Origin of the sequence: Cryobacterium lyxosi (assembly GCF_004403345.1) — a bacterium.
GTDB classification, from domain to species: Bacteria; Actinomycetota; Actinomycetes; order Actinomycetales; family Microbacteriaceae; genus Cryobacterium; species Cryobacterium lyxosi.
On the sequence record NZ_SOGT01000015.1, the window covers coordinates 150,911 to 176,368 of the forward strand.

Below are 25,458 nucleotides of genomic sequence, written 5' to 3' on the forward strand. Positions count from 1 at the left end.
TCGGGCCCGGTTGACGCCAGCACGAGCACGTCGGCGCCGAGTTCAGCGAGGGTGTCAGCGGCGGCGAAACCCGGCATCCGGTCAACCCCTGTGCGTGGGATGTCACTCGGCTATGACTTGGCCGGGTGCCGGCTGGTAACTCAACGATGCCCGCCCATGAAACGTGCGGGTGGTGTCAAAGTGCTTCCGGAGGCTCTCAATGAACTCGTTGTTTTCGGCTTTCAGCCCGCTTGATATCAGTCTTATCGACGCGCCCGTACTTGGAACGCTCTACGCAGTCACCGGACTCACGCTGCTGCTCGTGCTGCTCGGACCCACCGGCGTGCGTCGCGCCGTGATCACCGTCATTGGCGCCGTCGTCGGTGCGTTCGGTGGTTGGGCCCTAGCTTGGTTTATCACCGATGTCTGGGACCCGTGGGGTGTCTCGTTCTCGACCGGAACCGGTCTGTGGACCGCTGCCCTGGGGGCGAGCCTTGCCGTGGTCGTGCTAAATCTCAGCGGCCAGGTGCGGTGGCGCCGCGGCGTCGCCGTTGGCGCGATCGGACTCTGTCTGCTCAGCGCCGCGGCGGGAATCAACGCAGATGTCGGTGAATTTCCCACTCTGCGTGTCGCCCTCGGGCTCGCAAGCTACCCGCCCCTTGACCCGGCCCTCGCAACCGCGCAGGCCCGCGCTGCCCAGACTCCAGCCGTGCATCCCGACCCAGCGAATGTGGCCAACAACACGGCATCCAACGAGTCCGGCGTCGTCGGCACGGTCACCATTCCAGCTACCAGCTCGGGTTTCGTCTCCCGCGACGCGCTGGTCTACCTGCCGCCGGCGGCGCGTCGCGCGAACCCGCCGGCCCTGCCGGTGGTCGAGATGCTCTCCGGGCAGCCGGGCAGCCCGAGCGACGTGTTCACGTCCGGCCGGCTGGCGGGCATTCTCGACACGTACGCGCGGGCGCATTCCGGTCTCGCCCCCATCGTTGTCGTTCCCGATCAACTCGGCGCGCCGGGCCGCAATCCGATGTGTGTCGACTCAGCGCTTGGCAGTTCGGCCAGCTATCTCACCGTCGACGTTCCGGTTTGGATCAGGTCGCACCTGCACGTCACGGCCCAACCCTCCGGGTGGACCATCGCCGGTTTCTCTCAGGGCGGCACGTGCTCCATTCAACTCGGCGCTGCGCACCCGGAGCTATACAGTACGATCTTGGACATCGCGGGAGAGCTCGTTCCCAAAAATGGAAGCGAGGCGCATACCGTGCAATCGGGTTTTGGTGGCAGCGCTTCCCTCTACGCCGCGGCTGCGCCCTCCGCTATTCTCGCCGCCCAGCAACCCTACGCCGAGCTCGGTGCCATCTTTGTGGTCGGCGACGACGATATACGCTTTCTGCCGGGGGTGCACGCGGTAGCGGATGCCGCCCAGCGCGCCGGCGTCGTTACCCACCTGTTCGAGTCACCCGGTACGGCCCACGATTGGCGAACGGTTGACTATGCCTGGACCACGGCCCTGCCGATCATCGCCGCACGTACCGCATTGCTCGCGCCGACCGTGATTGCGACGACGAGGTGACCACCAACGACATCATGAGCGACGCAACCGCCCTCGACCCGCCCGGGCGCGAACCCGCGAGGGGCTCCGCCCTGCGATCGCTTTACCGATGGTCCAGCCAGCGATCCTTCGCTGTCTCCTATGCCGTCGCACTGCTCGCGGTGGGCCTCGCAACGGGAGTAGTCGCCGGACCGGCGCGCGGTATCCGTCTGCTGTTCGGCACCGGCTACGAGTCGGTCATTGAACGCGGGCATTGGTGGTCTCCGCTCACCTCGGTGTTCTTTGTCGACAATGGCGGCGAACTGTTGTTGGCGCTGGCCGGCGCAGTGGTTCTGCTGGGTTTCGCCGAACGGCTGATGGGAACCCGCCGCACCGTCATCGCCTTTCTGGTGACGTCGATTCTCGGTGCCGCAATCGGCCTCGGCGCCCAGTACCTCGGTGTCGCCGGGGGCGAAATGTGGTCGCGCGGCGTGGTCGAGTTGTGGGCCATCGACCCCTTCACTCCCATGTTTGGCAGCGCCATGGCAGCCAGCTACTTCGTCGGCCCGCTCTGGCGGCGCCGCATCCGCGTGCTCGGGCTGTCGACGGTGCTCGTGCTCGTGCTCTATTCCGGCCAGCCCTCCGACCTCTACCGCCTGCTGGCCGCGGTTGTTGGGCTTGGTGTGGGGTGGCTCTGGCGCCCGTCACTCCGGGTGGCGTCGTGGCGGCGCAGTTCCGACCACGAAACCCGCACTCTGCTGGCCGCCATCGTCGGTATGGTTGCCGTCGGTCCGGTCGTCACCATCTTTTGCGGCGCCCGTTTTGGGCTGCTCGCACCGCTTGGGCTGCTGCTCACCCAGGACGTACCGAGTGCTGGGGAGGTCATCGACCGCTGCCGGCTGGACGATATTACCCGACAGTGTGTGCAGGAACTCAGCCTCGAACGTATCGGCGGGGCCGGCCCTGTGCTGGTCAGCCTGCTGCCGCTGCTCACCCTCGTGGTGGCAGCTTTCGGGCTGGCTCGCGGACGGCGATTCGCCGCGTGGCTGGCTATCACGATCAACGTTGGATTGGCGATACTCGCCGCCTGGTACTACGGGCTGCTGCCGATTTTCGGGCAGGCCTACGTATGGCAGTGGCAATCCGGCCGGTACTTCGAAGTCACGCTCATCCTCGCCGTGTCGGTGCTCGTGCCGCTCGCCGTGGCCGTTGTCATCCTCGGCAATCTGCGCCACTTTCCGGTGGCCTCTCGCACGGGCATGCGTCGCCGATTTCTGCTCGTCACGGCTGGAAGTCTCGCCGCACTCGCCGCGTTCTATCTCGGGATCGGATGGCTGCTCCGCGATCACTTTCGGCCCGCGGTGACTCTGCTCGACCTGCTCGCGGACGTGCCTGAACGGTTCATTCCGGTCGGTTTCCTGCGCCTGGAGCGAGTGTCTTTTCTTCCGACCGACCCTCTCTCCACCGCCTTGTATGACGGTGTCGGCGCTGCATTCTGGATCGTCGTCTTCGTGGGGGCGATCGTCTGCCTGCGGAGCGCCTCCGTCGGCCAGACCGCCGATGCACCAAGTCGACTGCGCTCGCTCCTCTCTGAGCATGGCGGCGGATCGCTCGGCTGTATGACCACCTGGGCCGGCAATTCGCTGTGGTTCACCTCGAGCGGACGTACGGCCATCGCCTACCGGGTGGTCAACGGCATCGCCATCACGACCTCCGAGCCGGTCGGACCACGCTCCGAGGCCGTTGCCTCCGTCGCTTTCTTCGCCCGCATGTGTGACGACAACGGCTGGGTTCCGGTTTTCTACAGCGTGCACGAGAACTGGCAGGATGTTTTCGTCTTGATGGGTTGGCCGAGCGTGCAGGTGGGGGAGGAGACGTTGTTGCGGCCGAACAGGTGGAGCACGACGGGAAAGAAATGGCAGGACATCCGCTCGTCGATCAATCGCGCCGACCGCGCCGGGGTACGAGCGGAGTGGACCAGCTACCGGTCGCTCTCGTTCGCGGCAGCTGCCCAAATCGCCGAAATCTCTGAGCAATGGGTTCAAGAGAAGGAACTCCCCGAACTCGGGTTCACCCTCGGTGGCCTTGACGAATTGCGGGACCCGGTGGTGCGCCTCATGATCGCCGTCGACGCTGAAGACCGCGTGCACGCCGTGACGAGTTGGCTGCCGACCTACCGGGACGGTGAAATCGTGGGCTGGACCCTCGACTTCATGCGGCGCCGTCCCGACAGTATCAACGGCGTCATGGAATTTCTGATCGCCCAAACGGCTGAGCGCATGCGGGAACGCCCGGAGATTGAGTTTCTCAGCCTGTCGGTCGCGCCGCTCGCTCCCTCATCCGGCCCTCGGCAGGGCGGTATTGCCACTGGTCTGCTCGAGTACCTTGGTCGCACGCTCGAGCCGGTATACGGATTTCGATCATTACTGGCCTTCAAAAGCAAGTTCCAGCCCGAGTATGCGCCGGTCTTCATGGCGTTCCCCGACTCGGTCGCGCTGCCGGAGATTGGGCTCGCCCTCGCCAAAGCCTATCTGCCCAGTCTGTCGATGCGAGAAGTGGTCACTCTGGTGCGCGGACTCGGCCAATAGCATCCGCTTGCCGGGGCCTTCGTCCACGTGGTCGCAACCGTGCCAAACGGTGCTAGCCTGAAAATGTGTTGAACGGTACGCTCCTCCTTAGCTGCCGCGACGAGTCCTAATCTAAAGGCCTCCCTCGTCGCGGCGTTTGTCGTTGGCTGTACGACACCACGAGGAACAGGATCATGAAGAACAATCAGACCGCATCCACCCTGCCGATCCACCGCTACCGCCCGTACCACGAGCAGTTCGCCATTGAACTGACCGACCGTACCTGGCCGAGCAAGCACATCACGAGTGCCCCGCGCTGGTGCGCGGTCGACCTGCGGGACGGCAATCAATCACTCATCGATCCGATGAGCCCCGAGCGCAAGCGCATCATGTTCGACCTGCTCGTGCGCATGGGCTACAAGGAGATCGAAGTCGGTTTTCCGTCGGCGAGCCAGACCGACTTCGACTTCGTACGCAGCCTCATCGACGAGAACGCCATTCCCGACGACGTCACGATTCAGGTGCTCACCCAGGCGCGAGAGCACTTGATCAAGCGCACGTATGAGTCCATCACGGGCGCCAAGCAAGCCATCGTGCACTTTTACAATTCCACAAGCATCCTGCAGCGCGAGGTTGTTTTTCGCGAAGACAAGCAGGGCATCATCGACCTGGCCCTGTTCGGGGCGCGTCTGTGCAAGCAGATGGAAGCGACCATTCCCGGCACGACCATCTACTACGAGTACTCCCCGGAAAGCTTCACCGGCACCGAGCTTGACTTTGCCGTGGACATCACCAATCAGGTCGTCGAGATCCTCGCGCCCACCCCGGAACGCAAAGTCATCGTCAACCTGCCGGCCACCGTCGAGATGGCCACCCCGAACGTGTACGCCGACTCCATTGAGTGGATGAGCCGTCACCTGACCCAGCGCGAGAACATCCTCATCTCGCTTCACCCGCACAATGACCGCGGTACCGCCATCGCCGCCGCCGAACTCGGCTACCTGGCCGGCGCCGACCGCATCGAAGGCTGCCTGTTCGGTAACGGAGAGCGAACCGGAAACGTCGACCTCGTCGCCCTTGGCGTCAATCTGTTCACCCAGGGCATCGACCCGCAGATCGACTTCAGCAACATCGACGAGATCAAGCGCACCGCGGAGTACTGCAACCAGCTGCCGGTTCCGGAGCGCAACCCCTGGGCTGGCGATCTGGTCTTCACCGCCTTCAGTGGATCGCACCAGGACGCCATCAAAAAAGGCTTTGAAGCCATGGACGCCGACGCGGCCAAACAGGGCTGCACCGTCAACGACCTGGTCTGGGCCGTTCCCTACCTGCCGATCGACCCGAAGGACCTCGGCCGTAGCTACGAAGCAGTGATCCGGGTCAACTCGCAGTCCGGCAAGGGCGGCGTCGCTTATCTGCTCAAGACCGACCACGCCCTCGACCTGCCCCGCAAATTGCAGATCGAATTCTCTGGCGTCGTGCAGGCCAAAACCGACGCCGAGGGCGGCGAGGTGACGAGCGAGCAGATCTGGGACATCTTCAACGACGAGTATCTGCCGGCCACGATCAAGAACCCTGAAGCGAAGTGGGGCCGGTTCGAACTGCACTCCACCCGCACGTCGAGCGACCTGTCGGGCACGGTCGACCTGGCGGTCGAACTGCGCGACGGTGACACCGTGGCGCCAGCCACCGGTTCCGGCAACGGCCCGATCAACGCGTTTCTTGGGGTGATGGCCGAGCGTGGTATCGCCATCACACTGTACGACTACGTGGAGCACGCCCTCTCAGCCGGCGGCGACGCGCAAGCGGCCGCCTACGTCGAGCTCGACGTGAACGGCAAGCGCTACTGGGGCGTCGGCATCGACGCGGACATCTCTACCGCGTCGCTCAAGTCGGTCGTGTCCGCCGTCAACCGCGGCATCCGTGCTGAGGTCGATGACCTGGAACTGGCCGCAGTCTGACGCCGTAGCATCCGTTTTTTCGCACACACGAAAGCCCAGTCCCGCTAGTACGGGGCTGGGCTTTCGTTGCACCATCCGGGTGCGGTCGGTGGGCCGGTGATCAAGCCAGCGCGGGCAGATGCACCGTTCGGTCGGCGCGCTTTGTTCCCAACAGCACGGTGCAATCGTTGATCGCGTGTTCGAGCAGGGTATACAACCGCGCGTCCGGATCGCCGATGCAGGCCTCTCCGATGCCCTGCACGGCAACGCGAATGATCGTGTCGGCGGTACGCGCCGTGAATTTGGAGCGCGTCCACGAATGCACACTACCGATGAAGCCGCGTGCCCAGTGCTCGGCATCGGTCGCTTCATCGAGGGCGGCCCGAATAAGGGGGCGCATCTGCTCGGCCAGCGCCGGATCAAGAACGGATGCGGTGCGCTCGCAGGTGAGCACACCCACCGCGAGCGCGCGCTGGCGTTCCAGGCTGGCCACTGGAAGCGCTTCGCAGCCAGCCCGCAGCGCGATCACGACTTCAACCCGCTTGTCGGAACCGGTCAGGCCGATAACCGACGGAATCAGCAGTGCCAGTCGCGACCTGGCGTCGTCTGAGCTGCAGTCGTTGACCATGCGCGCCAGCGAGGCGAGCTCCGGATGGGTACATGCTGGGTGGTCGCTCCAGGACTCGCCAGCGAGGTAGGAAGCGAACTCCATGAAGCACGCTCCGCTTTTGGGAGTGCGATGTTTGCCACGTGAAAGCACGGGCATAATGTCGGGCAGGCTGCCCTGGACTGGTTTCATGAAAACCTCCATACCACGGGGACTATGTGCCCTCAAGTCTCCCCCCGTCCGGTCTGAAACACCAGACCCGAACCGACTCCGCTAGTAAATTATGAGCATATATTATGTCATGCCTGCCCACTCCCCGGATGGGGGCTGCCGGTTCGGTCGCTGACGCGTCAAGATCGTGCGTAAACCCACCTTGACCCTCGTGCGGCGCTCACCCGAAACGTTGCATTCTTTGCCCCAGGACCCGAAGACCTGACAGGATTCCATGCTCCGCGCCACCCCCCAGTCGTCTGGCCAGCGCATGATGACGACCGCTGTTTTTGTGCGGGCCGTCGATAGGGGCGGTCCCGGGCGCACCCGTGAGAATCGGCTTGGCCGAGATCGAAGCGTGGACACCCGGATAGGGCGACTGCGTCGCAAACCGAGTCCGCTGCATCGATAGCCGCCCAGCAGGCCCCCACGTACCGAACCGTCAGCGTTGCCGGTAACGCAGTACAGCCCCGTGATACCCGCACACCCCGACAGGATCCCATGCACCGCGTTCCCCCCGTTTCAGCTGACATTCCAGCACTCGTCACCCCAAGCTCGGTGTCAGGCGATCTTCCGGAGGCTTCAGCGTTGCTCGCCTGTGTGATCCTGGCGCACACCGATCCCGTGCACGTGCGGCGGCTGATCGACGCGCTTGATCCGTTTCCTGTTTTTCTGCACTGCGATTCTCGGGCGAACCCACGCGTCTTTGCTGCCATGACTACTGACCTTCCCAAGCGCTGCACGGTAACTCCGTGTGATTCCCAATACCGAGCGTCAGGGGTTGTCGGGAGCGCGTAATACCGGGGTTGCCGCGGCGCGGGGCCGGATCGTTGCGTTCCTCGACGACGATGCCGCTGCCGCCGACGACTGGTTGAGCTGGTTGGTGCAGCCGTTCGCTGATCCCGACGTTGCCGCAGTCGGTGGCCGAGCCGATCCCGTCTGGCCACACGCACATGCGCCACGAATCCTCCCACCGGAACTGTTCTGGATCGTCGGCTGCAGTTATCTGGGCCTGCCCACCACGCGATCGGATGTCCGCAACGTTATTGGCTGTTCAATGGCCTTTCGGCGCGAAACCCTGATCAACCTCGGCGGTTTCAACGTCGATACCGGCCGGGTCGGCCGGGTTCCGCTTGGCTGTGAGGAAACTGAACTGTGTATCAAGGTTCATCAAGCGGATGCGAGCGCGCGTGTCGTTTATGAACCGCGCGCCGTGGTGCGTCATCGGGTGAGTACGGACCGCACCGGCTGGTCGTATTTGATTCGGCGGAGCTTCTTCGAAGGCATCTCCAAGGCCGTACTGAGCAGGCACCTCGGTTCGAGTGATGCCCTCGCGTCGGAGACGTCGTACACAATACGGGTTCTCCCGCGTGGAATCGTTCGGGAACTCGGCAGTGTCGGCCGGGGTGGCGCTTCCCGCGCAGCGGCCATCGTCCTCTCGCTCATGGCGGCTGGTACCGGGTATCTCCGTGGCACCCTGGGCCACCACAGCGGCACGGTGCTCGCACCGACACCTGCTCGTCCAGCCCCGAGCGCCCTGGTCGTTGGAACACCTTCAGCCGTCACCCCCAGCAGTCCTGAAGCATCAGTTATTCGGTCGCGCGAGGCTGCACGATGAACCGGCAGGTACTCCAGCCGGCCATGGCAAGCAAGCAGGGGCCGGACTGGCCGGGGGCCGTCTGGGTCGGAGAGATCGACGCGGCGACGATTGCGGCGGCCGACGCGGCGGCATCCGTTCTGCTGGCCTGTTCTGCGGGATACTCCCGGGCGCGTTTGCTCGTGCGTGACGGTGCCCGAATTCGTGGATTTATCGACGTGCCGATAGAACAGGGGAAGGTGGGCTTTGACGTCATGCGCGACCGTATCGCCGATCTCGCGCCGGCGCCCGACGTCTGGATTCCCCGCGCGCTTCCGACCTTCACGGTGGTGGTGTGCACCCGGGATCGCCCCGCGATGCTGCGCGAGGCGCTCCGCTCCATCGTGAAATTGGACTATCCGCATTTCTCCGTCATCGTGGTCGACAACGCCTCGGCCACCAGCGCAACCCAGGATCTGGTCGCCCAAGAATTTCAGTCGGGTCTCGTCACGGTTGTGGTCGAGCCGGTGCCGGGCCTGTCGCGAGCGCGCAATGCCGGACTCCGACACGCCACCGGAGAATTTGTGGCCTATACCGACGACGATGTAGTGGTGGATCGGAACTGGCTGCGCGGACTGGCGGCCGGCTTCGCACGCGGCGATGACGTCGATTGTGTCTGTGGGCTGGTTCCAAGTGGTGAGCTGCGCACCGAGGTGCAGTTGTACTTCGACGGCAAGGTCACCTGGTCGCGCAACCTACGCCCGCGAAAGTTCAACCTCGCGAGCCCACCGATCGACCTCCCGACCTTTCCGTTTTCGGTCGGAGAGTTCGGCACCGGGGCGAATTTTGCGCTGCGCCGCGTCCGCGGCCTGGCCCTCGGCGGATTCGACACGGCCTTTGGCGTGGGAACCCGCACCGGCGGCGGCGAAGACCTCGACCTATTCACCCGGGTGTTGTTTTCCGGGCGCAGCCTGGTGGTGGAACCGGCAGCGATTGTCTGGCACCGCCACCGCGACGACCTTGCCGCGCTGCGCATCCAGGCGCGTGGCTACGGAATCGGCCTCGGCGCGTGGTTGACGAAGGTAGCACTGAACTCACGAACGGCCGTTCTGGCGGTGGCCCGATGCCGATCGGCTTTTTCCGTTCTGCACGCGAAAGCTCCCCAACGGACACCCGACTCCGGTGTGCAGACCCTCGCGGGAGTCGGCTGGTACGAGATCACCTGCATCGCGCAGGGCCCGTGGCAGTACTTTCGGCAACGCTGGGCCGGTGAAGGCGTGCTGCCGGTCGAGCTGCGATGCTCGGCGCACGACACCGAGCTCGCGCTGCGCCGGGAAGGAGTCACAACAGTGGGATAATTGGGTGTGCCTGTCTACCGAGATGAAGCCGTCGTGCTGCGCACCCACAAGCTGGGTGAAGCCGACCGCATCGTCACCATGCTCACTCGGCAACACGGCAAGGTGCGCGCAGTCGCCAAGGGGGTGCGGCGCACCGGCTCCAAATTCGGGGCCAGGCTCGAGCCGTTCATGGTCGCCGACGTGCAGCTCTATGAGGGCCGCAGCCTCGATATCATCACCCAGGCGGAGTCACTCGGCTCGTATGGCGCCCTGATCACTGCCGATTACGGCAGCTACACCGCCGCGAGCGTGATGGTCGAGACCGCCGACAAACTCACCGAATCCGAGGGATCGCTCCAGCAATACCTGCTGCTCGTCGGCGCGCTGCGATCGCTGTCCCGACAGGAACACGGTTCCCACCTCACCCTCAACTCCTACCTGCTGCGTGCCGTGTCGATGGCTGGCTGGGCACCGAGCTTTCAGGACTGCGCCCGGTGCGGCGCGCTCGGCGAGCTCAGCGTGGGAGGTCAACACAGCGCCATGGTCGTGCAGATGGGTGGCATCGTCTGCGATGAGTGTGCCGCACCCGGATCGCCCCGGCTCGATGCGGAGACCATCGACCTGCTGAGTGCATTGCTGACCGGCGATTGGGAGCACGCCGCCGAGTCGCCCGAACGCGCCCAGAGCCAGGCGGCCGGCGTCGTCGCCGCCTACACCCAGTGGCACCTGGGCCGCGGGCTGCGCTCGCTGGAACACGTCGCTCGATGATGGCGAGTCTGTTCGGTCTCAAAGGTTCAGCGCACGCCCCGTTCACCCACCGAGATGCTGTCGCGTTCAAACCGCTCGACTGGACCGGCCTGTACCCGCCCGAGCTGCCCCGCAAGGTTGTGCCGGAGCATGTCGCCGTCGTCATGGACGGCAACGGCCGCTGGGCCAACGGGCAGGGCCTCACCCGCATTGAGGGGCACAAGGCCGGCGAGGCCGCCCTGCTTGACGTCGTCGCCGGGGCCATCCAGATCGGCGTCAAACATCTCAGCGTGTATGCCTTCTCCACCGAGAACTGGAAGCGTTCGCCCGAGGAAGTACGTTTTCTCATGGGCTTCAACCGCGACGTGCTGCACCGCCGCCGCGACCAACTCAATGAGTGGGGCGTGCGTATCAGGTGGGCCGGGCGCAAACCGAAGCTGTGGGCATCCGTTATCAACGAACTGCAGTTCGCCGAGCGGCTCACCGCCGGCAACGATGTGCTCACCCTCACCATGTGCGTGAACTACGGCGGTCGCACCGAACTAGCGGATGCCGTGCGCGCTCTGGCCGAGGACGTCGCCGCCGGCAGGCTGAAGCCGTCCGGTATCACCGAGAAGGCCATCGCCCGGCAGTTGTACGTGCCGGAACTGCCCGACGTCGACCTGTTCGTGCGCAGCTCGGGGGAGCAGCGCACGAGCAACTTTCTGCTCTGGCAGAGCGCCTACGCGGAGATGGTCTTTCTCGACACGTTATGGCCCGATTTCACTCGGGTCGACCTCTGGCACGCTATTGAGCTCTACGCTTCGCGCAACCGGCGCTACGGCGGCGCAGTCGACACTCCTACGGCCTGAACGCCGCCGGCAATAGTTTGAACGGGAATACGAAGTCACCAGCCCCCGTTGTGCTGAAAGTGACTGACACGAATATGAGCGCTGCGACCGCATCCACAACAAGCCCACTAACCGGCGTCGACCCCATCAAGGTCGACATCTGGTCGGATGTGCAGTGCCCCTGGTGCTACATCGGTAAACGCAAGTTCGAGGCGGGCGCAGCCCAATTCGACGGTACCGTTGAGGTGGAATATCACAGCTTCGAGCTTTCGCCCGACACCCCGGTTGACTACGCCGGCACACCGTCTGATTATCTGAGCGAGGCAAAAGGCATGTCTGCCGGCCAGGTCGCCGAGATGCTCGAGCGTGTCACCGGCATTGCGAAGAGCGTGGGCCTGCATTACGACTACGACTCGGTGCACCAGACCAATACGGTCATCTCCCACGAGTTGTTGCATTACGCCAAGGCACACGGTCGCCAAATCGACATGAAAGAGCGTCTGCTGAAGGCATACTTCGTCGATGGGCGTCATATTGGCCGAATCGAGGATCTAGCCGATCTGGCCGCGGAAATCGGCCTTGATCGCGCGGACGTCGTGCGGGCGCTGACCGCGCACGAGTTCCTGGCCGACGTGAAAGCGGATGTCGCGCTGGCTACTGAATACGGCATCCAGGGAGTTCCGTTTTTCGTCATCGATGGCAAGTACGGCATCTCCGGCGCGCAGGATCCTGCTACTTTTACCCAGGCTCTCAACCAGATACTCACCGAAAGATCAGAGGAGAAAATCGCATGAGCGACACCAACACCGCCATCGTCCCGCCGGTAGACACCGAACCAGCCGGTCGACCCACCATCCAACTCCTCGGACAAACCGAAGCGAACACCGACGAGGCCGCCGGCTCGTGCTGTGGTGGCGGCTGCTGCAGCTGATCTAGACCCAGCGCGCACAGGCGCAGCTGTCGCACGGTCCATTCCCTGCGGCAGCTGCGCTTTTGTATGCCGTGTGGCCCGCCGCCGCCGCCGATTCGCGGATCCTCCGCTTTCTGGGAGAATTGAACCAACATGACTTTACGCACCCCAGCAATCGGTGAGCCGGCGCCGTCAGCGGTCGAACCGCTGAGAATAGGCCCACTCACGCTCGACGTGCCCGTGGTGCTCGCGCCGATGGCCGGTATCACCAACACGGCGTTCCGCCGGTTGTGCCGCGAATACGGTGCCGGACTGTTCGTCAGTGAGATGATCACCTCTCGCGCACTCGTGGAGCGTAACGCCGAGACGATGCGGCTGATCACCCACCACGAGACCGAAACGACCCGGTCCATCCAGCTGTACGGCGTCGACCCGAAAACCGTGTCCGAGGCCGTGACCATGCTCGTCGCGGAGGACCGCGCCGATCACATCGACCTCAATTTCGGCTGCCCGGTACCCAAGGTCACCCGCAAGGGCGGGGGAGCGGCCCTGCCCTGGAAGATCGGTCTGTTTCGCCAGATCGTCGAAGCTGCCGTCACCGCGGCCGGCCCGATTCCGCTGACCGTGAAGATGCGTAAGGGCATCGACGCTGACCATCTGACCTATATCGAGGCCGGCAAGGCCGCTGCCGGGGCCGGCGTGTCATCCATCGCCCTGCACGGGCGCACGGCAGCCGAGTTCTACTCCGGCCACGCCGACTGGTCGGCCATCGAGAAGCTCAAGAATGCCATCAGCGACGTGCCGGTACTCGGCAACGGCGACATTTGGTCAGCCGACGACGCCCTGCGCATGGTTCGTGAGACCGGATGCGACGGCGTCGTTGTCGGGCGCGGATGCCTGGGCCGTCCGTGGCTGTTCGGCGACCTCGCTGCGGCGTTCCGCGGCCAGCAACTCAAAGCCGAACCCGGCCTCGGCCAGGTCATCAACGCCTTCCGCCGCCACGCTGAACTGCTCACCGAATACTTCGATAGTGAAGACCGCGCCTGCCGCGACATCCGCAAGCATGTTGCCTGGTATTTCAAGGGCTACCCGGTGGGCGGCGACCTGCGCGCGAGTCTCGCCGTGGTGCAATCCCTGGCGCAGCTCGACGACCTGCTCGGTACCCTCGACGCCTCGTTGCCCTACCCGGGCGCCGATGTCGAGGGGCCGCGTGGTCGCGCGGGAACACCGAAGAAACCGTCGCTGCCCGAGCATTGGCTCGAGTCGCAGGATCTTGTCGGTGCGCAACGACTGAATCTGACCGAGGGCGAAGGGGATACCAGCGGTGGCTAACAAAACCGGATATGGCGAGACCGACGAGGCGCGTTGGCTTCCCGAGGAGCATTATTCGCGGCGCAGCGACTTCGCGCGCGACCGGGCACGCCTGCTGCACTCGAGCGCGCTGCGCCGCCTCGCGGCCAAGACGCAGGTGCTCAGTCCAACGGCGGGGCTGGACTTCGCCCGAAATCGGCTCACCCACTCGCTCGAGGTCGCTCAGGTCGGGCGAGAAATTGCGTCGCGCCTCAACGTCGACCCCGACATCGTCGATACAGCCTGTCTCGCACACGACATCGGGCATCCGCCCTTTGGGCACAACGGCGAGAAGGCACTCAGCCTGTGGTCCGAAGACATCGGCGGTTTCGAGGGCAATGCCCAGACCCTGCGTCTGTTGACCCGGCTGGAACCCAAGGTGTTCGGGCCCGATGGTCACAGCTACGGCCTCAACCTCACCCGAGCCAGCCTCGACGCGAGCTGCAAATACCCCTGGCCCGAGAGCTCCTCGGTCTACGACCCGAGTGGGCGCGCCAAGTTCGGGTTCTACCAGGACGACATCGCCGCGTTCGAGTGGCTGCGCGCGGGAGCGCCCGACCGCCGGCTCTGCATCGAAGCACAGGTGATGGATCTCTCCGACGACATCGCATACAGCGTGCACGACTTTGAAGACGCAATCGTCAACGGCTACGTCGACGTGGCCGCCCTGAGCAGTCGCACCGATCATGACGAACTCCTCGCCACCATGTCAGAGTGGATCGGCGACGCCACCAGCGCCGACGACCTCGCCACCGCATTCAACCGCCTCGACTCTCTCGATGGCTGGATGGAGTCGTGGACCGCCGGACGCCGCGACCAGGGTCGCCTCAAGAACCTCACGAGCCAGCTCATCGGTCGTTTCAGCGGTGCAGCTGTGCACGCCACCAAGGAGGCGCACCCCGGCGCGAATATGCTGCGCTTCGGGGCTAACGTGGTCGTGCCGCGCGAGATCCAGGCCGAAATCGCGGTGCTCAAAGGCATCGTGGCGGCATTTGTGATGACCCGCAACACCCGCAAGCCCATCTACGTGCAGCAGCGCCAGGTGCTCACCATGCTGGCTGAAACCCTGCACCAGTCTGGCGACGAGCACCTTGACCCGGGCTTTCGCGAAGACTGGCATGCTGCCACCGATGATGCCGCCCGAAAGCGCGTCATCGTCGACCAGGTCGCCAGCCTCACCGACCAGTCAGCACTGGCTTGGTACGAGCGCCTGGTGCAGGGCTAAAACACCCCCCTGTGGACGGGGCCCGGGCCCGGATCGCGGGCCCAGTCTATAAACTGGGCCCGCGGTCCGAACATGGGCCCGGGGACCGGGCGACGGAGCCCGTCGCCCCGGGACGATAGAATTTAGGCATGGCTGGACTGATTCGACAAAGTGATATCGAAGAGGTCAAGGCCCGCACCAATATTGCCGACATCGTCGGTGATTACGTCACCCTGAAGTCCGCGGGTGTCGGCTCGATGAAGGGTCTCTGCCCCTTTCACGACGAACGCAGCCCGAGCTTTCACGTACGTCCCCAGGTGGGTTTCTACCACTGTTTCGGTTGTGGTGAGAGCGGTGATGTTTACTCCTTCCTGCAGAAAATGGACCACGTCAGCTTCAGTGAGGCCGTCGAACGCCTGGCCGGTCGGGTCGGCCTCGACCTGCACTACGAAGACGGTTCCGGCGCAGCTCTCGACCACGGTAATCGTGCCCGACTGCTCGCTGCCAATCAGGCAGCATCCGATTTCTTCAGTGAGCAGCTCGGCAGTGCGGGTGCCGAGGTCGGCCGCGCCTTCCTGGGCCAACGCGGATTCGACGCCAACGCCGCAACTCGATTCGGGGTTGGGTTCGCCCCGAAAAGTTGGGACGAATTAACCAACCACCTGCGTGGTCGCGGGTTTACCACCGAAGAACTCACGCTCTCTGGCTTGGTCTCCAGTGGCGACCGCGGCATCTACGACCGCTTCCGTGGTCGCCTGGTATGGCCGATTCGAGACATCACCGGGCAGACCATCGGCTTCGGCGCGCGCAAGCTGCTCGAGGATGACAAGGGCCCCAAGTACCTCAATACGCCCGAGTCTCCCGTGTACCACAAGGCCCAGGTGCTCTATGGCCTCGACCTGGCCAAACGTGATATATCGCGCAGCCACCAGGTCGTGGTTGTCGAGGGCTACACCGACGTCATGGCCTGCCACCTGGCCGGAATCACCACGGCCGTCGCTACCTGTGGCACCTCATTCGGTGTCGACCACATCAAGGTGCTGCGCCGTGTGCTCGGTGACGATTCGGGAGTTGGCGAGGTCGTCTTCACATTCGACCCGGATGCCGCCGGCCAGAAGGCCGCGATGCGCGCCTTCAGCGAAGAGCAGCGGTTCTCCGCCCAGACCTATGTGGCCGTCGGCCCGGAAGGACTCGACCCCTGCGACCTGCGGCTGCAACGCGGTGATGACGCCGTACGGCGGCTGGTCGACTCGAAGAAGCCCATGTTCGAGTTCATGATTCGGCAGATTCTCTCGCAGTACAATCTCGACACCGTTGAGGGCCGAACGGCGGCCCTGCGTGCCGCGGCCCCCGTGGTCGGCGATATTCGCGATCCAGTGCTGCGCCCCGGCTATACCCGTGAACTCTCCCGCATGCTGGGAGTCGACATGGGCGAAGTGGCCAAGGCGGTGACGAACGCCCAATCCGGGGCACGCGCCGCGGCGAGCGGCGCACCGAACGCGCCGCGCCACGCCGGCACGATCGAAGTCCTGCCTGAGCGCCCGTTCTCGCTGGTCGAATTGCCCGGTGACCCGGTCACCCGGCTCGAGCGCGACGGCCTCATGGCGATGCTTCAGCGACCGACACTGATCGGCAGAGACATCCTTGACAGCGCGGTGCAGACATCTTTTGCGAACACGTCGCTCGCGGTCGTGCGCGATGCCATCGCCGCGAGTCTCGCTCATTTCGACGCGCCAGACTGGCTCGAGCGGGTGGTCTCCGAGGTGCCTGACACCTTCAAGAACCTCGTGCAGGAGCTCGCCATGGCGAATCTTCCCGAGCGCACCGAGAAAGATGTCGCCCGTTACGTTCGCGACATCACGATCGTGCTCATTGACAAAGATCTGCTCAGGCTCAAGGCAGAATTGCTCGGGCGTCTCCAGCGAGCGGATGCCGCCGACACCGAGATGTACCGCGCTCTTCAGCGCGAACTCGTGCGGGTCGAGGCCGAGCGCCGCGCCCTTCGCGAAGAATGACTGTGCAACCGGCATTTTTCGCATCCTCGCCAGCAAATCGCAACAAGGACCTTCACCCTGCAACACGTGAGGCCGAGTTTGTTGCAGATCTGTAAAGAAGCTGCGACAGATCGTTGCTATCTGCTACTTCTGTGCTACCTCTTGGCTAATAGCAAGGAACAGCTGCGCTCTTTTCGAGCGTTCCTGATCTAAGAACTTCTAGAGGAAGAGGACGACGGATATGACATCCGCATTCACTAACGGCAAGCGCGCTCTCGCTGCCACAGCCGGACTGACCGCTGCGGCGCTCGTTCTGGCCGGCTGCGCTTCGGGCGGTTCTACCCCCAACGCCGGGGGCACCATCATCCTCGGTACGACCGACAAGGTCACCACCCTCGACCCCGCTGGTTCCTATGACGCTGGATCGTTCAATGTTCAGCTGCAGGTGTTCCCCTTTCTCATGAACACGCCGTACGGCAGCTCTGAAGTCGAACCCGACATTGCCACCAAGGCGGAGTTCACCTCGCCGACGGAATATACCGTCACCCTCAAGCCTGACCTCACCTGGGCCAACGGCAATGCCCTCACCTCATCGGACGTGAAATTCAGCTTTGATCGCCAGCTCGCGATCGCTGCCGATAACGGCCCGTCATCGCTTCTCTACAACCTTGCGAGCACCGCGGCCGTGGACGACACCACGGTTGTTTTCACCCTCAAGGCTGCCAACGATCAGATCTTCCCCCAGATCCTGTCGAGCCCGGCCGGTCCCATTGTCGACGAAGACTCCTTCTCGGCCACGGAACTGACCGACGACGACGACATCGTCGCCGCCAAGGCCTTCGCCGGACAGTATGAAATCGCGAGCTACGACTTCAATAACATCATCTCGTATAAGAAATTCGAGGGGTACCAGGGGCTTTGGGGCGCCGCGAAGAACGACGGCGTCAACGTGAAGTACTTCACCGACTCGTCTAACCTCAAGCTCGAGGTTCAGGAGGGCAGCGTGGACGTCGCCCTGCGCAGCCTGTCAGCTACCGATATTGACGACCTCCGCGGCAACGACAATGTGTCTGTTCTGGACGGCCCCGGTGGTGAGATCCGGTACATCACCTTCAACTTCAATACGCAGCCGTACGGAGCGACGACCGCCGAGGCCGACCCGGCTAAAGCACTGGCGGTGCGTCAGGCAGTGGCAGATATCGTCGACCGCGGCGAGCTCGCCGACCAGGTCTACAAGGGCACATACACCCCGCTGTATTCCTATGTTCCCAATGGCTTGACCGGTGCGAACGAGTCCCTCAAGGGCCTCTACGGCGACGGATCGGGTGCGCCTGACCTCGACAAGGCTAAAGCGACCCTGGAGGCCGCCGGAGTCAGTGTTCCAGTCGACTTCAGCCTGCAGTACAACACCGACCACTACGGTCCCGGATCGAGCGATGAGTACGCGCTGATCAAGGATCAGCTTGATTCGTCCGGCCTGTTCAACGTCTCCCTGCAGTCGACCGAATACGTGCAGTACGTCAAGGACCGTACCACTGACGTGTACCCCGCGTACCAGCTCGGTTGGTTCCCGGACTACACCGACGCCGACAACTACCTGACACCGTTCTTCCTGACCAACAACTTCATCAAGAACCACTACAGCGACCCGGAAGTCAACGACTTGATCCTGAAGCAGGCCGTCACGGTTGACCCGGCAGAGCGCACCGCGCTCATCAGTGAGATCCAGGACAAAGTCGCAGCCCAGCTGTCGACTCTCCCGCTGCTGCAAGGTTCACAGGTCGCGGTGACCGGTACGGACATCACCGGCACCAAGGACACACTCGACGATTCGTTCAAGTTCCGCTACGGAGCGCTCTCCAGGGGATAATCGGCACGTCGGATAAAGTTCAATAGTCAGACCACCGGGGGTGTTCAGCGCGAATTCGCTGGATGCCCCCGATTCTTTTGCAATCGTGAGGTAGTTATGTCCACTGTGGCTCTGAAGCCATCCGCGCCGACCGGCGGACGCGCTTCGAAGAAGAAGACCAGTCAGGGCGGCGGAATCGGTCGATATCTGCTGATTCGGTTTCTTCTGATCATTCCCACGATATTCATCCTGGTCACCATGGTGTTCTGGCTCATGCGCGCAACGGGCGACCCCATCACTGCTGCTCTTGGTGGCCGTCTTGCGCCTGATCAGCTCGCCGAACGCATCCACGAGGCTGGCTACGACCGCCCTATCCTGGTGCAGTATTTCGAATACCTCGGCCACATCTTCACCGGCAATTTCGGCACCACGATCAGCACCAACCGGCCAGTCTCCGAGGTTCTCCTCACCTACGGGGCGGCGACTGCTGAGCTGGTCTTTTATTCCCTCCTGGTGGCACTCATCGTCGGAATCCCGCTCGGCATGGTCGCGGCTTACTGGCGCGACAAGGCACCGGATGCCGTCCTGCGCGTGTTCGCCATCCTCTGCTACGCCACACCGGTATTCTTCGCCGGACTCCTGCTCAAGCTGGTCTTCGCCGTGTGGCTCAAGGTGTTACCCGTAGCAGGGAGAGCAACGACCGGCTCCGAATTGCAAATGGGGTTCCTGCCCGATAAGACCGGTGTCTACACGATCGACGCTCTGCAGACCGGCGACCCCGCGGTCTTCGTGGATGTTCTGGCCCACGCTGTACTCCCCGCGCTGGCCCTGGGGCTGCTGACGGCCGGAGTGTTCCTCCGGCTCGTGCGCACCAACGTCATCGGCACTCTGGGCACCGACTATGTGGATGCCGCCCGCTCGCGCGGTGTCAATGAATTTCGTCTGGTGAGCAAGCACGCCTACCGGCCAGCCCTCATCCCCATCATCACCGTCATCGGCCTGCAGATCGCACTACTGCTCGGTGGCGCAGTACTGACCGAAACCACCTTCGAGTGGAAGGGACTGGGATTCATCCTCATCGAATTCATCAAGGCTCGCGACTTCGTGGCCGTGCAGGGCATCGTCGCACTGCTCGCCGTCATCGTTGCCCTGTCCAACTTCATCGTGGACATCATCGCCGCGCTCATCGACCCGAGAGTGCGGTACTGACCATGACTGTTGAAACCACGCGCCCCAAAGCTCCGCTCTGGACCCGCCTGCCCGTCGTGCATCAACTCCGCCAGAGCGTCGGCCTGCAACGCGGCATGCTCGTGGCCGGCCTCGTCATCACCGGCGTCTTCATTCTGACCGCAATCTTCGCGCCACTGCTCGCGCCGTACGGCTACAGCCAGCTGCGCGATGACAGCGGCCCCTTCGGCGCCCAGCAGGCGCCCGGCGGCGCACACCTGCTCGGTACTACCGTCGGCGGCTACGACGTGTTTTCCCGTGTTATCTGGGGCTCGCAGACCGCGATCACCGTGATGGTCATCGCCATCGTGCTCTCGATCTTCGCCGGCGTAGCCCTCGGCCTCGTCTCCGGTTACTTCGGCGGATGGCTCGACCGGGTGCTGGTCGTCATCTGCGACGCCGTTTACGCCTTTCCGGCGCTGCTGCTGGCGATCGTCATGGGAATCGTCATATCCGGCGGCCGCTCCGGCCTGTGGGGTGGAATCTTCGCCGCCGCGATCTCGATCACCGTTGTCTTCATTCCGCAGTACTTTCGAGTGATTCGCGCCGAAACCGTGCGCATCAAGGCTGAGGCCTACGTGGAGTCGGCCCGGGTGCTCGGTGCGAGCAACGGACGCATCATGTTTCGCCACGTTTTGCGCAACGCCACGCGAACCTTGCCCCTGATCTTTACGCTGAACGCTTCCGAGGCGCTGTTGACATTGGCGGGCCTCGGCTTCATCGGCTTCGGCATCGAGCCATCCTCGGCCGCCGAGTGGGGGTACGACCTGAACAAATCGCTGTCCGACGTCTCAAGCGGTATCTGGTGGACCAGCCTGTTCCCGGGGCTTGCGATCGTGCTTGTCGTTCTCGGCATCACCCTGGTCGGCGAAAGCCTGAACGACCTCGCCGACCCACGACTGCGCAGTCGACGTGCTCCAGGCAAGACCAGCGGCGGCGGCGCTGCCACCAGTGTCGTCCTCGGCGGAACCCTCAATGCCGGACCTGGCGGTATCGGCGGGCTTGAGGCCCGCTCGCCGGCTTTCGACCAACACCAGAACGACGACCCATTCGAGGCCAAATAATGAGCTCCCTGCCCGACGTCGTCCGCATCGACAACCTCAATGTGACCTTTGCCACCGATGGCGGAGCGGTCACGGCCGTCGACGGGGTCAGTCTGCGCGTCGCCCCCGGTGAGGTTCTCGCCATCGTGGGGGAGAGCGGCAGCGGCAAGACCGTTACCGCCAAGACCATTCTGGGCCTGCTCCCGGAAACGGCGATCGCCCATGGTGCCGTGATCCTCAGCAGCAAGGACGGCTCCACGTTCAATGACGTGCTCTCCGTGAGCAAGCAGAAGCTGCGCCAGCTGCGGGGAACGGATGTCTCCATGGTTTTTCAGGAGCCGTCTACAGCGCTGAACCCCGTGTACACCGTCGGCTGGCAGATCGCGGAGGGCATTCGGGCCCACGGTGAGTTCAGTCGCAAAGAAGCCCGCACCAAGGCGATTGAGATTCTCGGCCGGGTCGGAATCCCCGACCCGGACAGCCGCGTCGACTACTATCCACACCAGTTCTCGGGCGGGCAGAAACAGCGCGTGGTCATCGCCATGGCCCTCGTGCTCGACCCCGGGCTGATCGTCGCCGATGAACCGACCACGGCCCTCGACGTGACGGTGCAGGCCGAGATTCTCGACCTGCTGCGACGCTGCCGCGACGAGTTCGGCAGTGCGATTGTGCTGATCACCCACAACATGGGCGTGGTCGCCGACCTCGCCGACCGCGTCGTCGTCATGTACGAGGGCAAAATTGTCGAAGAGGCCCCCGCTCAGGCTCTGTTCTCGAATCCGCAGCACGAGTACACCAAACGACTGCTCGGCTCGGTGCCGCACGTCGGTCAGGGCACAGCGCGGGCTACCGCAAGGCTTGAGGCTCGCGAGGCTGACTGGGCAGCAACTAAGCCGGTCGTTGTCGCCGACAACCTGAAAATTCAGTACCCAGGTCGGCTCGGCAAACCTGGTTTCACCGCCGTCGATGGAGTGAGCTTCACTATTCGTCCCGGCGAGGTACTCGGCCTGGTCGGTGAGAGCGGATCGGGCAAGACCACGATCGGTCGCGCCATGGCCGGACTGACCCGGGTGACCGGTGGATCCCTCACCGTGCTCGGCCATGAGATGAATGGGTTCAAGGAACGCGCCTTCAAGAAGGTGCGCAGTGACATCGGTTTCGTCTTTCAGGACCCGGCATCGAGCTTCAACCCGCTACTCACGATCGCTGAGTGCGTGGCCGAACCGCTCGTCGTACACGGGCGAGCAGCCAACCCCCGTGCCGCCCGTAGGCGCGTCAACGAGCTACTCGAGGCGGTCCAGCTGCCGCGCGCATTCGGTGACCGCTACCCGCACGAGCTCAGCGGTGGACAGCGTCAGCGCGCGAGCCTGGCCCGCGGACTCGCGCTGGAACCGAGCCTGCTCATCGCGGACGAACCGACCAGCGCGCTCGACGTGTCGGTGCAGTCGAAGGTGCTCGAGCTCTTCGCCGAGCTGCAGAAAGAGTTTGGCTTCGCTGCGCTGTTCATCAGCCACGACCTTGCCGTCGTCGATATTCTCGCCGACCGCATTGCCGTGCTCTACCAGGGAAAACTGGTCGAGGAAGGAACCGGCGCTGAAGTTCTCGGTGCCCCGAAGGATGCCTACACCCAGCGGCTGCTGGCGTCGCTGCCGGTTCCTGATCCGGCGGCGCAGGCCCTGCGGAGGGATGAACTTCGCATCCTGCGTGCGGCAGGATAGATCGGATGAGGCATGGCGCAGCATCCGTTCCCCCGATTCAAACGAGCGATCTGACCATCGAATACCCGCAGCACGGGGCGAGCCCGGCGTTCGTTGCGGTGCACGGGTTCACCCTGCGCATCGCACCGGGGGAGGTCGTGGGTCTGCTCGGTGAGAGCGGCTCGGGCAAAAGCACCCTCGCCCGGGTGCTCTCCGGTGACGCCTTCGTGAACGATGCCGCCGGCATCCGTCCGCAAATCACCGGGGGAGAGGCGACGGTGCTCGGGTTCGAGCTGCGCCGTATCAGCAAACGCAAGCTGACCCGGCTCACCTTCGGAGTGGGGCTGCTGGCCCAGAATGCCGCGGATACCCTGCCGTCGACCATGACGGTGGCCGAGATTGTCGCCGAACCGGTGCTCGAACGGGATCGACGCTATAACCGTCGTGCGCTCGGCGCCCAGGTGGCTACCATGATCGATGCGGTGCGCCTGCCGCTGGCTCTTCTCAGTCAGTATCCCTATGAGCTCTCCAGCGGTCAACGACAGCGGGTAGCGCTGGCCCGGGCGCTCGTATTCGGTCCGGCCCTGTTGATCGCTGACGAGCCCACAGCGGGCGTTGATGTACTGGTCCGGGACGCCGTGATTGACCTGATCAGCGAGCTGCAGCAGGAACGATCCTTTTCCGCGCTCGTGATCAGCTCCGACCTGGCCGTGCTGCAGCGGGTCGTCAATCGCATCGGTGTCATGCACCAGGGCGTGCTGGTCGGTCTCGGCACCATCGACGACGTCTTTCGAGACCCCTGGCACCCGTATGTCCGTGGACTCGCCGCAGCCTTGCAGCCTCCCGCAGACACTGCCGTCGTCGTCGATGATGTGCGCAGCGTCGAGGTTGGCGACATCAGCGGTGAAACCGGTGGCGTAGCCGGGAACTGATCTGGGTCGCGATCGATCGCATCCGCTGCGAAGCGCGATTGGTCGCGACCGGTCCGACACGCCCGACCGGCTTTTGGAGCACCAGACTGCTCAACTGTTGCCCGTGGCCCATATTTCGTGGCCTGCAAAGGCTTTTCGGTGGTCAAAATGAGAACTTAGAGCCAATCGGCAGTCGTCGTGGTTTTGGCACATCAAGAAATCTTGGTAAAGTAACAACGCTGTTCCAGTATTCCTCGATAGCTCAATTGGCAGAGCAGCGCACTGTTAATGCGCAGGTTCTTGGTTCGAGTCCAAGTCGGGGAGCGAAAGGCCACTCAGGGCTCCACCCCGGGTGGCCTTTTTTGTCGCTACGTTTTTGTTTCGACAGAAGGTTTTTTCACCTCTTAAAATGCGCCATGGTTTCGGCACAAGAAACGGCGGTCAGCAGTGGATTTCTCGCAACTTCTGGTACCTGCACTCGGCGTACTATCCGGGGCGCTGCTCGTGTTGTGGACCATCTCGTTGCTGCGCTCACGTCGAGTCATCTTCGATCGCAATGCCGCTGAACGTGTGCGCATTGAACTCGAGCTCTCCCTCGCCGAGCAACAGGGGCGCCTGGCCATCATTCGGGAGTTGCAGGATGGCGCAGTGCTCACGATTGCCCGCCTCGTCACGCGGGCCGAGGGCGCCCGCTACATGGCGGAGAGCGATCCGTCAACGGCCGTGCGCGCCGCCACGGCGCTCGTTGATGATGGCCGGGTGGCCCTCGCTGACATGCGTCGCGTGCTGACAATCGTGCGCGAGGGCGAAACGGTCGGGGCCTTACAGCCGGGCCCGCAGTCAACCCGCGACCTGTTTCGCGTGATGCGTGACGCCGGTCTGGTGGTCGGTTTCATCGAATCGGGCGAACGATTCGCGCTCAAGGCTGGTGCGGAGCTGGCCATCTTCCGAATTCTGCAGAGCGCCCTCTCAAACGCGCTCAAGCACGGCGGCGTTGGAACTGAAGCGCGCGTGTCGTTCACCTGGACCAGGGACGGCCTGCAATTGCTCGTCGACGATGACGGTATCCGCGCCGCAGCCCGTCGGGACGGCAAGGAAGCTGGCGAACAGGCTGCACGCACCCCGTACACGATCGAGGACGACCTCAAGGCCCTCAGCGAGAGCATCGCCGGTCCCGGCATCACGCAGATGCGGGAGCGCGCGCAGCTCTTCGGTGGTGTCTTCAACGCCGGAACGGTACCCGGGCTGGGTTTCTCGGTGTCGGCCGTGTTCCCATCCCTGCGCTTTCACAACGGCGTGCACGGTGTAGACCTCAGCCGGTGACCTCGGTACCGCTCACGGTGCCTGATACTCGTGCTGGGGCGTTACCCCTCGAGGTTGTCGACCCCCGGGGTCCAGCTCAGGCCGGGCCCGCCCCAACTCTTCTTACGTTCGATCTTGGCCGCAGCCTTCGCGTAGACGTGCTCGAGGCGGTCAACATATAGGGTGCCGTCGAGATGGTCGTACTCGTGCTGAAAGATACGGGCGAGCCAGCCGTCCGCTCGAATCTCAAAGGGTTTTTGCTCGGCGTCGACAGCGCGCAGAATGGCCGACTCTGCCCGTTTCAGTGGAAAACGTTCGCCCGGAAATGACAGGCATCCTTCGTCTTCGTCGACATCTTCGTCGTCAACGGGCTCGGCCGACACCGGTGTGATCCAGAGTTCAGGGTTGATCGCGACGCCCCGCCAGGACAGGTCATCGTCATCCTGGTAGCTGTAGGTGAAGATGCGCAGCCCGACTCCCACCTGCGTGGCAGCGAGACCGACCCCCGGCGCAGCATCCATCGTCTCGAACATGTCCTTCACCAACGCGCGCAAATCGTCGTCGAAATCGACGACGGGAGCAGCGGGGGAGTGGAGAACGGGGTCACCTGAAATTACTATCGCGCGTACGGCCATTCCTCCAGAATA

General features: G+C 63.8%; 20 protein-coding genes and 1 tRNA gene. 19 read left to right on the forward strand and 2 right to left on the reverse strand.

Going from position 1 to position 25,458, the window contains the following annotated elements:
* Nucleotides 1-199 precede the first annotated feature (199 nt).
* From E3T27_RS14185 to leuA, 3 genes are all read left to right on the forward strand, one after another.
* Nucleotides 200-1,552 (forward strand): alpha/beta hydrolase, encoded by a 1,353-nt coding sequence (locus tag E3T27_RS14185; protein WP_134573477.1) that lies wholly within the window; start codon nt 200-202, stop codon nt 1,550-1,552.
* On the forward strand, nt 1,549-4,098 hold the full coding sequence (locus E3T27_RS14190) for a DUF2156 domain-containing protein (protein WP_241992260.1): 2,550 nt from the start codon (nt 1,549-1,551) through the stop codon (nt 4,096-4,098). Before E3T27_RS14185 ends, E3T27_RS14190 begins: the two co-directional genes overlap by 4 nt.
* A 173-nt stretch (nt 4,099-4,271) precedes the next feature.
* The gene (gene leuA, locus E3T27_RS14195) at nt 4,272-6,038 is read left to right on the forward strand and encodes a 2-isopropylmalate synthase (protein WP_134573480.1); all 1,767 of its coding nucleotides are present in this window, start codon (nt 4,272-4,274) and stop codon (nt 6,036-6,038) included.
* 100 nt (nt 6,039-6,138) lie between these two features.
* On the opposite strand, the gene E3T27_RS14200 is transcribed toward leuA, so the two are convergent.
* Nucleotides 6,139-6,816 carry a hypothetical protein gene (locus E3T27_RS14200; RefSeq protein ID WP_198416537.1) on the reverse strand — a complete coding sequence of 226 codons (678 nt, stop codon included), beginning with the start codon at nt 6,814-6,816 and terminating at the stop codon, nt 6,139-6,141.
* 772 nt (nt 6,817-7,588) lie between these two features.
* On the opposite strand from E3T27_RS14200, the gene E3T27_RS14205 reads away from it, so the two are divergent.
* The 16 genes from E3T27_RS14205 to E3T27_RS14275 all read left to right on the forward strand — a co-directional run bounded on the left by E3T27_RS14205 (nt 7,589) and on the right by E3T27_RS14275 (nt 24,832).
* A complete protein-coding gene (locus tag E3T27_RS14205; protein ID WP_134573482.1) occupies nt 7,589-8,452 on the forward strand; it encodes a glycosyltransferase in 864 nt (287 codons plus the stop codon).
* Nucleotides 8,449-9,768 carry a glycosyltransferase family 2 protein gene (locus tag E3T27_RS14210; RefSeq protein WP_134573484.1) on the forward strand — a complete coding sequence of 440 codons (1,320 nt, stop codon included), beginning with the start codon at nt 8,449-8,451 and terminating at the stop codon, nt 9,766-9,768. Before E3T27_RS14205 ends, E3T27_RS14210 begins: the two co-directional genes overlap by 4 nt.
* A 6-nt stretch (nt 9,769-9,774) precedes the next feature.
* Nucleotides 9,775-10,515 carry a DNA repair protein RecO gene (gene recO, locus E3T27_RS14215; protein WP_104196424.1) on the forward strand — a complete coding sequence of 247 codons (741 nt, stop codon included), beginning with the start codon at nt 9,775-9,777 and terminating at the stop codon, nt 10,513-10,515.
* Nucleotides 10,512-11,345 carry an isoprenyl transferase gene (locus E3T27_RS14220; protein WP_233200614.1) on the forward strand — a complete coding sequence of 278 codons (834 nt, stop codon included), beginning with the start codon at nt 10,512-10,514 and terminating at the stop codon, nt 11,343-11,345. Before recO ends, E3T27_RS14220 begins: the two co-directional genes overlap by 4 nt.
* 74 nt (nt 11,346-11,419) lie before the next feature.
* On the forward strand, nt 11,420-12,118 hold the full coding sequence (locus E3T27_RS14225) for a DsbA family oxidoreductase (RefSeq protein ID WP_134573703.1): 699 nt from the start codon (nt 11,420-11,422) through the stop codon (nt 12,116-12,118).
* A complete protein-coding gene (locus tag E3T27_RS16630) occupies nt 12,115-12,255 on the forward strand; it encodes a hypothetical protein (RefSeq protein ID WP_158251842.1) in 141 nt (46 codons plus the stop codon). The genes E3T27_RS14225 and E3T27_RS16630 overlap by 4 nt, the downstream gene beginning before the upstream one ends.
* A 132-nt stretch (nt 12,256-12,387) precedes the next feature.
* Nucleotides 12,388-13,566, forward strand: a complete 1,179-nt coding sequence (dusB, locus tag E3T27_RS14230; protein ID WP_134573486.1) for a tRNA dihydrouridine synthase DusB — start codon at nt 12,388-12,390, stop codon at nt 13,564-13,566.
* Nucleotides 13,559-14,809: a deoxyguanosinetriphosphate triphosphohydrolase gene (locus tag E3T27_RS14235; protein ID WP_134573488.1), complete on the forward strand. Its 1,251-nt coding sequence runs from the start codon at nt 13,559-13,561 to the stop codon at nt 14,807-14,809. Before dusB ends, E3T27_RS14235 begins: the two co-directional genes overlap by 8 nt.
* A 128-nt stretch (nt 14,810-14,937) precedes the next feature.
* The gene (gene dnaG, locus E3T27_RS14240; RefSeq protein ID WP_134573490.1) at nt 14,938-16,803 is read left to right on the forward strand and encodes a DNA primase; all 1,866 of its coding nucleotides are present in this window, start codon (nt 14,938-14,940) and stop codon (nt 16,801-16,803) included.
* 220 nt (nt 16,804-17,023) lie between these two features.
* The gene (locus E3T27_RS14245; protein ID WP_134573492.1) at nt 17,024-18,652 is read left to right on the forward strand and encodes an ABC transporter substrate-binding protein; all 1,629 of its coding nucleotides are present in this window, start codon (nt 17,024-17,026) and stop codon (nt 18,650-18,652) included.
* A gap of 96 nt (nt 18,653-18,748) precedes the next feature.
* Nucleotides 18,749-19,840: an ABC transporter permease gene (locus tag E3T27_RS14250; RefSeq protein ID WP_134573494.1), complete on the forward strand. Its 1,092-nt coding sequence runs from the start codon at nt 18,749-18,751 to the stop codon at nt 19,838-19,840.
* A 2-nt stretch (nt 19,841-19,842) separates the two neighbouring features.
* Nucleotides 19,843-20,922 (forward strand): ABC transporter permease, encoded by a 1,080-nt coding sequence (locus tag E3T27_RS14255; RefSeq protein ID WP_134573496.1) that lies wholly within the window; start codon nt 19,843-19,845, stop codon nt 20,920-20,922.
* The gene (locus E3T27_RS14260; RefSeq protein WP_174722227.1) at nt 20,922-22,619 is read left to right on the forward strand and encodes a dipeptide ABC transporter ATP-binding protein; all 1,698 of its coding nucleotides are present in this window, start codon (nt 20,922-20,924) and stop codon (nt 22,617-22,619) included. Before E3T27_RS14255 ends, E3T27_RS14260 begins: the two co-directional genes overlap by 1 nt.
* Before the next feature lie 5 nt (nt 22,620-22,624).
* Nucleotides 22,625-23,530, forward strand: a complete 906-nt coding sequence (locus tag E3T27_RS14265) for an ATP-binding cassette domain-containing protein (RefSeq protein ID WP_134573498.1) — start codon at nt 22,625-22,627, stop codon at nt 23,528-23,530.
* 230 nt (nt 23,531-23,760) lie between these two features.
* A tRNA-Asn gene (locus E3T27_RS14270) sits at nt 23,761-23,833 on the forward strand.
* Between the two features lie 123 nt (nt 23,834-23,956).
* Nucleotides 23,957-24,832 (forward strand): sensor histidine kinase, encoded by an 876-nt coding sequence (locus tag E3T27_RS14275; protein WP_104196319.1) that lies wholly within the window; start codon nt 23,957-23,959, stop codon nt 24,830-24,832.
* Between the two features lie 41 nt (nt 24,833-24,873).
* Here E3T27_RS14275 and def read toward each other — a convergent pair whose 3' ends face one another.
* Nucleotides 24,874-25,446 (reverse strand): peptide deformylase, encoded by a 573-nt coding sequence (gene def, locus E3T27_RS14280; protein WP_134573500.1) that lies wholly within the window; start codon nt 25,444-25,446, stop codon nt 24,874-24,876.
* Between the last annotated feature and the right edge of the window lie 12 nt (nt 25,447-25,458).

What these genes read in the sequence shown, in the direction of transcription:
- E3T27_RS14185 (WP_134573477.1), top strand. Translation starts at nt 200, where the DNA reads ATGAACTCGTTGTTTTCGGCTTTCAGCCCGCTTGATATCAGTCTTATC.
- leuA (WP_134573480.1), top strand. Translation starts at nt 4,272, where the DNA reads ATGAAGAACAATCAGACCGCATCCACCCTGCCGATCCACCGCTACCGC.
- E3T27_RS14200 (WP_198416537.1), bottom strand. Translation starts at nt 6,816, where the DNA reads ATGAAACCAGTCCAGGGCAGCCTGCCCGACATTATGCCCGTGCTTTCA.
- E3T27_RS14210 (WP_134573484.1), top strand. Translation starts at nt 8,449, where the DNA reads ATGAACCGGCAGGTACTCCAGCCGGCCATGGCAAGCAAGCAGGGGCCG.
- E3T27_RS14220 (WP_233200614.1), top strand. Translation starts at nt 10,512, where the DNA reads ATGATGGCGAGTCTGTTCGGTCTCAAAGGTTCAGCGCACGCCCCGTTC.
- E3T27_RS14225 (WP_134573703.1), top strand. Translation starts at nt 11,420, where the DNA reads ATGAGCGCTGCGACCGCATCCACAACAAGCCCACTAACCGGCGTCGAC.
- E3T27_RS16630 (WP_158251842.1), top strand. Translation starts at nt 12,115, where the DNA reads ATGAGCGACACCAACACCGCCATCGTCCCGCCGGTAGACACCGAACCA.
- dusB (WP_134573486.1), top strand. Translation starts at nt 12,388, where the DNA reads ATGACTTTACGCACCCCAGCAATCGGTGAGCCGGCGCCGTCAGCGGTC.
- dnaG (WP_134573490.1), top strand. Translation starts at nt 14,938, where the DNA reads ATGGCTGGACTGATTCGACAAAGTGATATCGAAGAGGTCAAGGCCCGC.
- E3T27_RS14245 (WP_134573492.1), top strand. Translation starts at nt 17,024, where the DNA reads ATGACATCCGCATTCACTAACGGCAAGCGCGCTCTCGCTGCCACAGCC.
- E3T27_RS14250 (WP_134573494.1), top strand. Translation starts at nt 18,749, where the DNA reads ATGTCCACTGTGGCTCTGAAGCCATCCGCGCCGACCGGCGGACGCGCT.
- E3T27_RS14255 (WP_134573496.1), top strand. Translation starts at nt 19,843, where the DNA reads ATGACTGTTGAAACCACGCGCCCCAAAGCTCCGCTCTGGACCCGCCTG.
- E3T27_RS14260 (WP_174722227.1), top strand. Translation starts at nt 20,922, where the DNA reads ATGAGCTCCCTGCCCGACGTCGTCCGCATCGACAACCTCAATGTGACC.
- E3T27_RS14265 (WP_134573498.1), top strand. Translation starts at nt 22,625, where the DNA reads ATGAGGCATGGCGCAGCATCCGTTCCCCCGATTCAAACGAGCGATCTG.
- def (WP_134573500.1), bottom strand. Translation starts at nt 25,446, where the DNA reads ATGGCCGTACGCGCGATAGTAATTTCAGGTGACCCCGTTCTCCACTCC.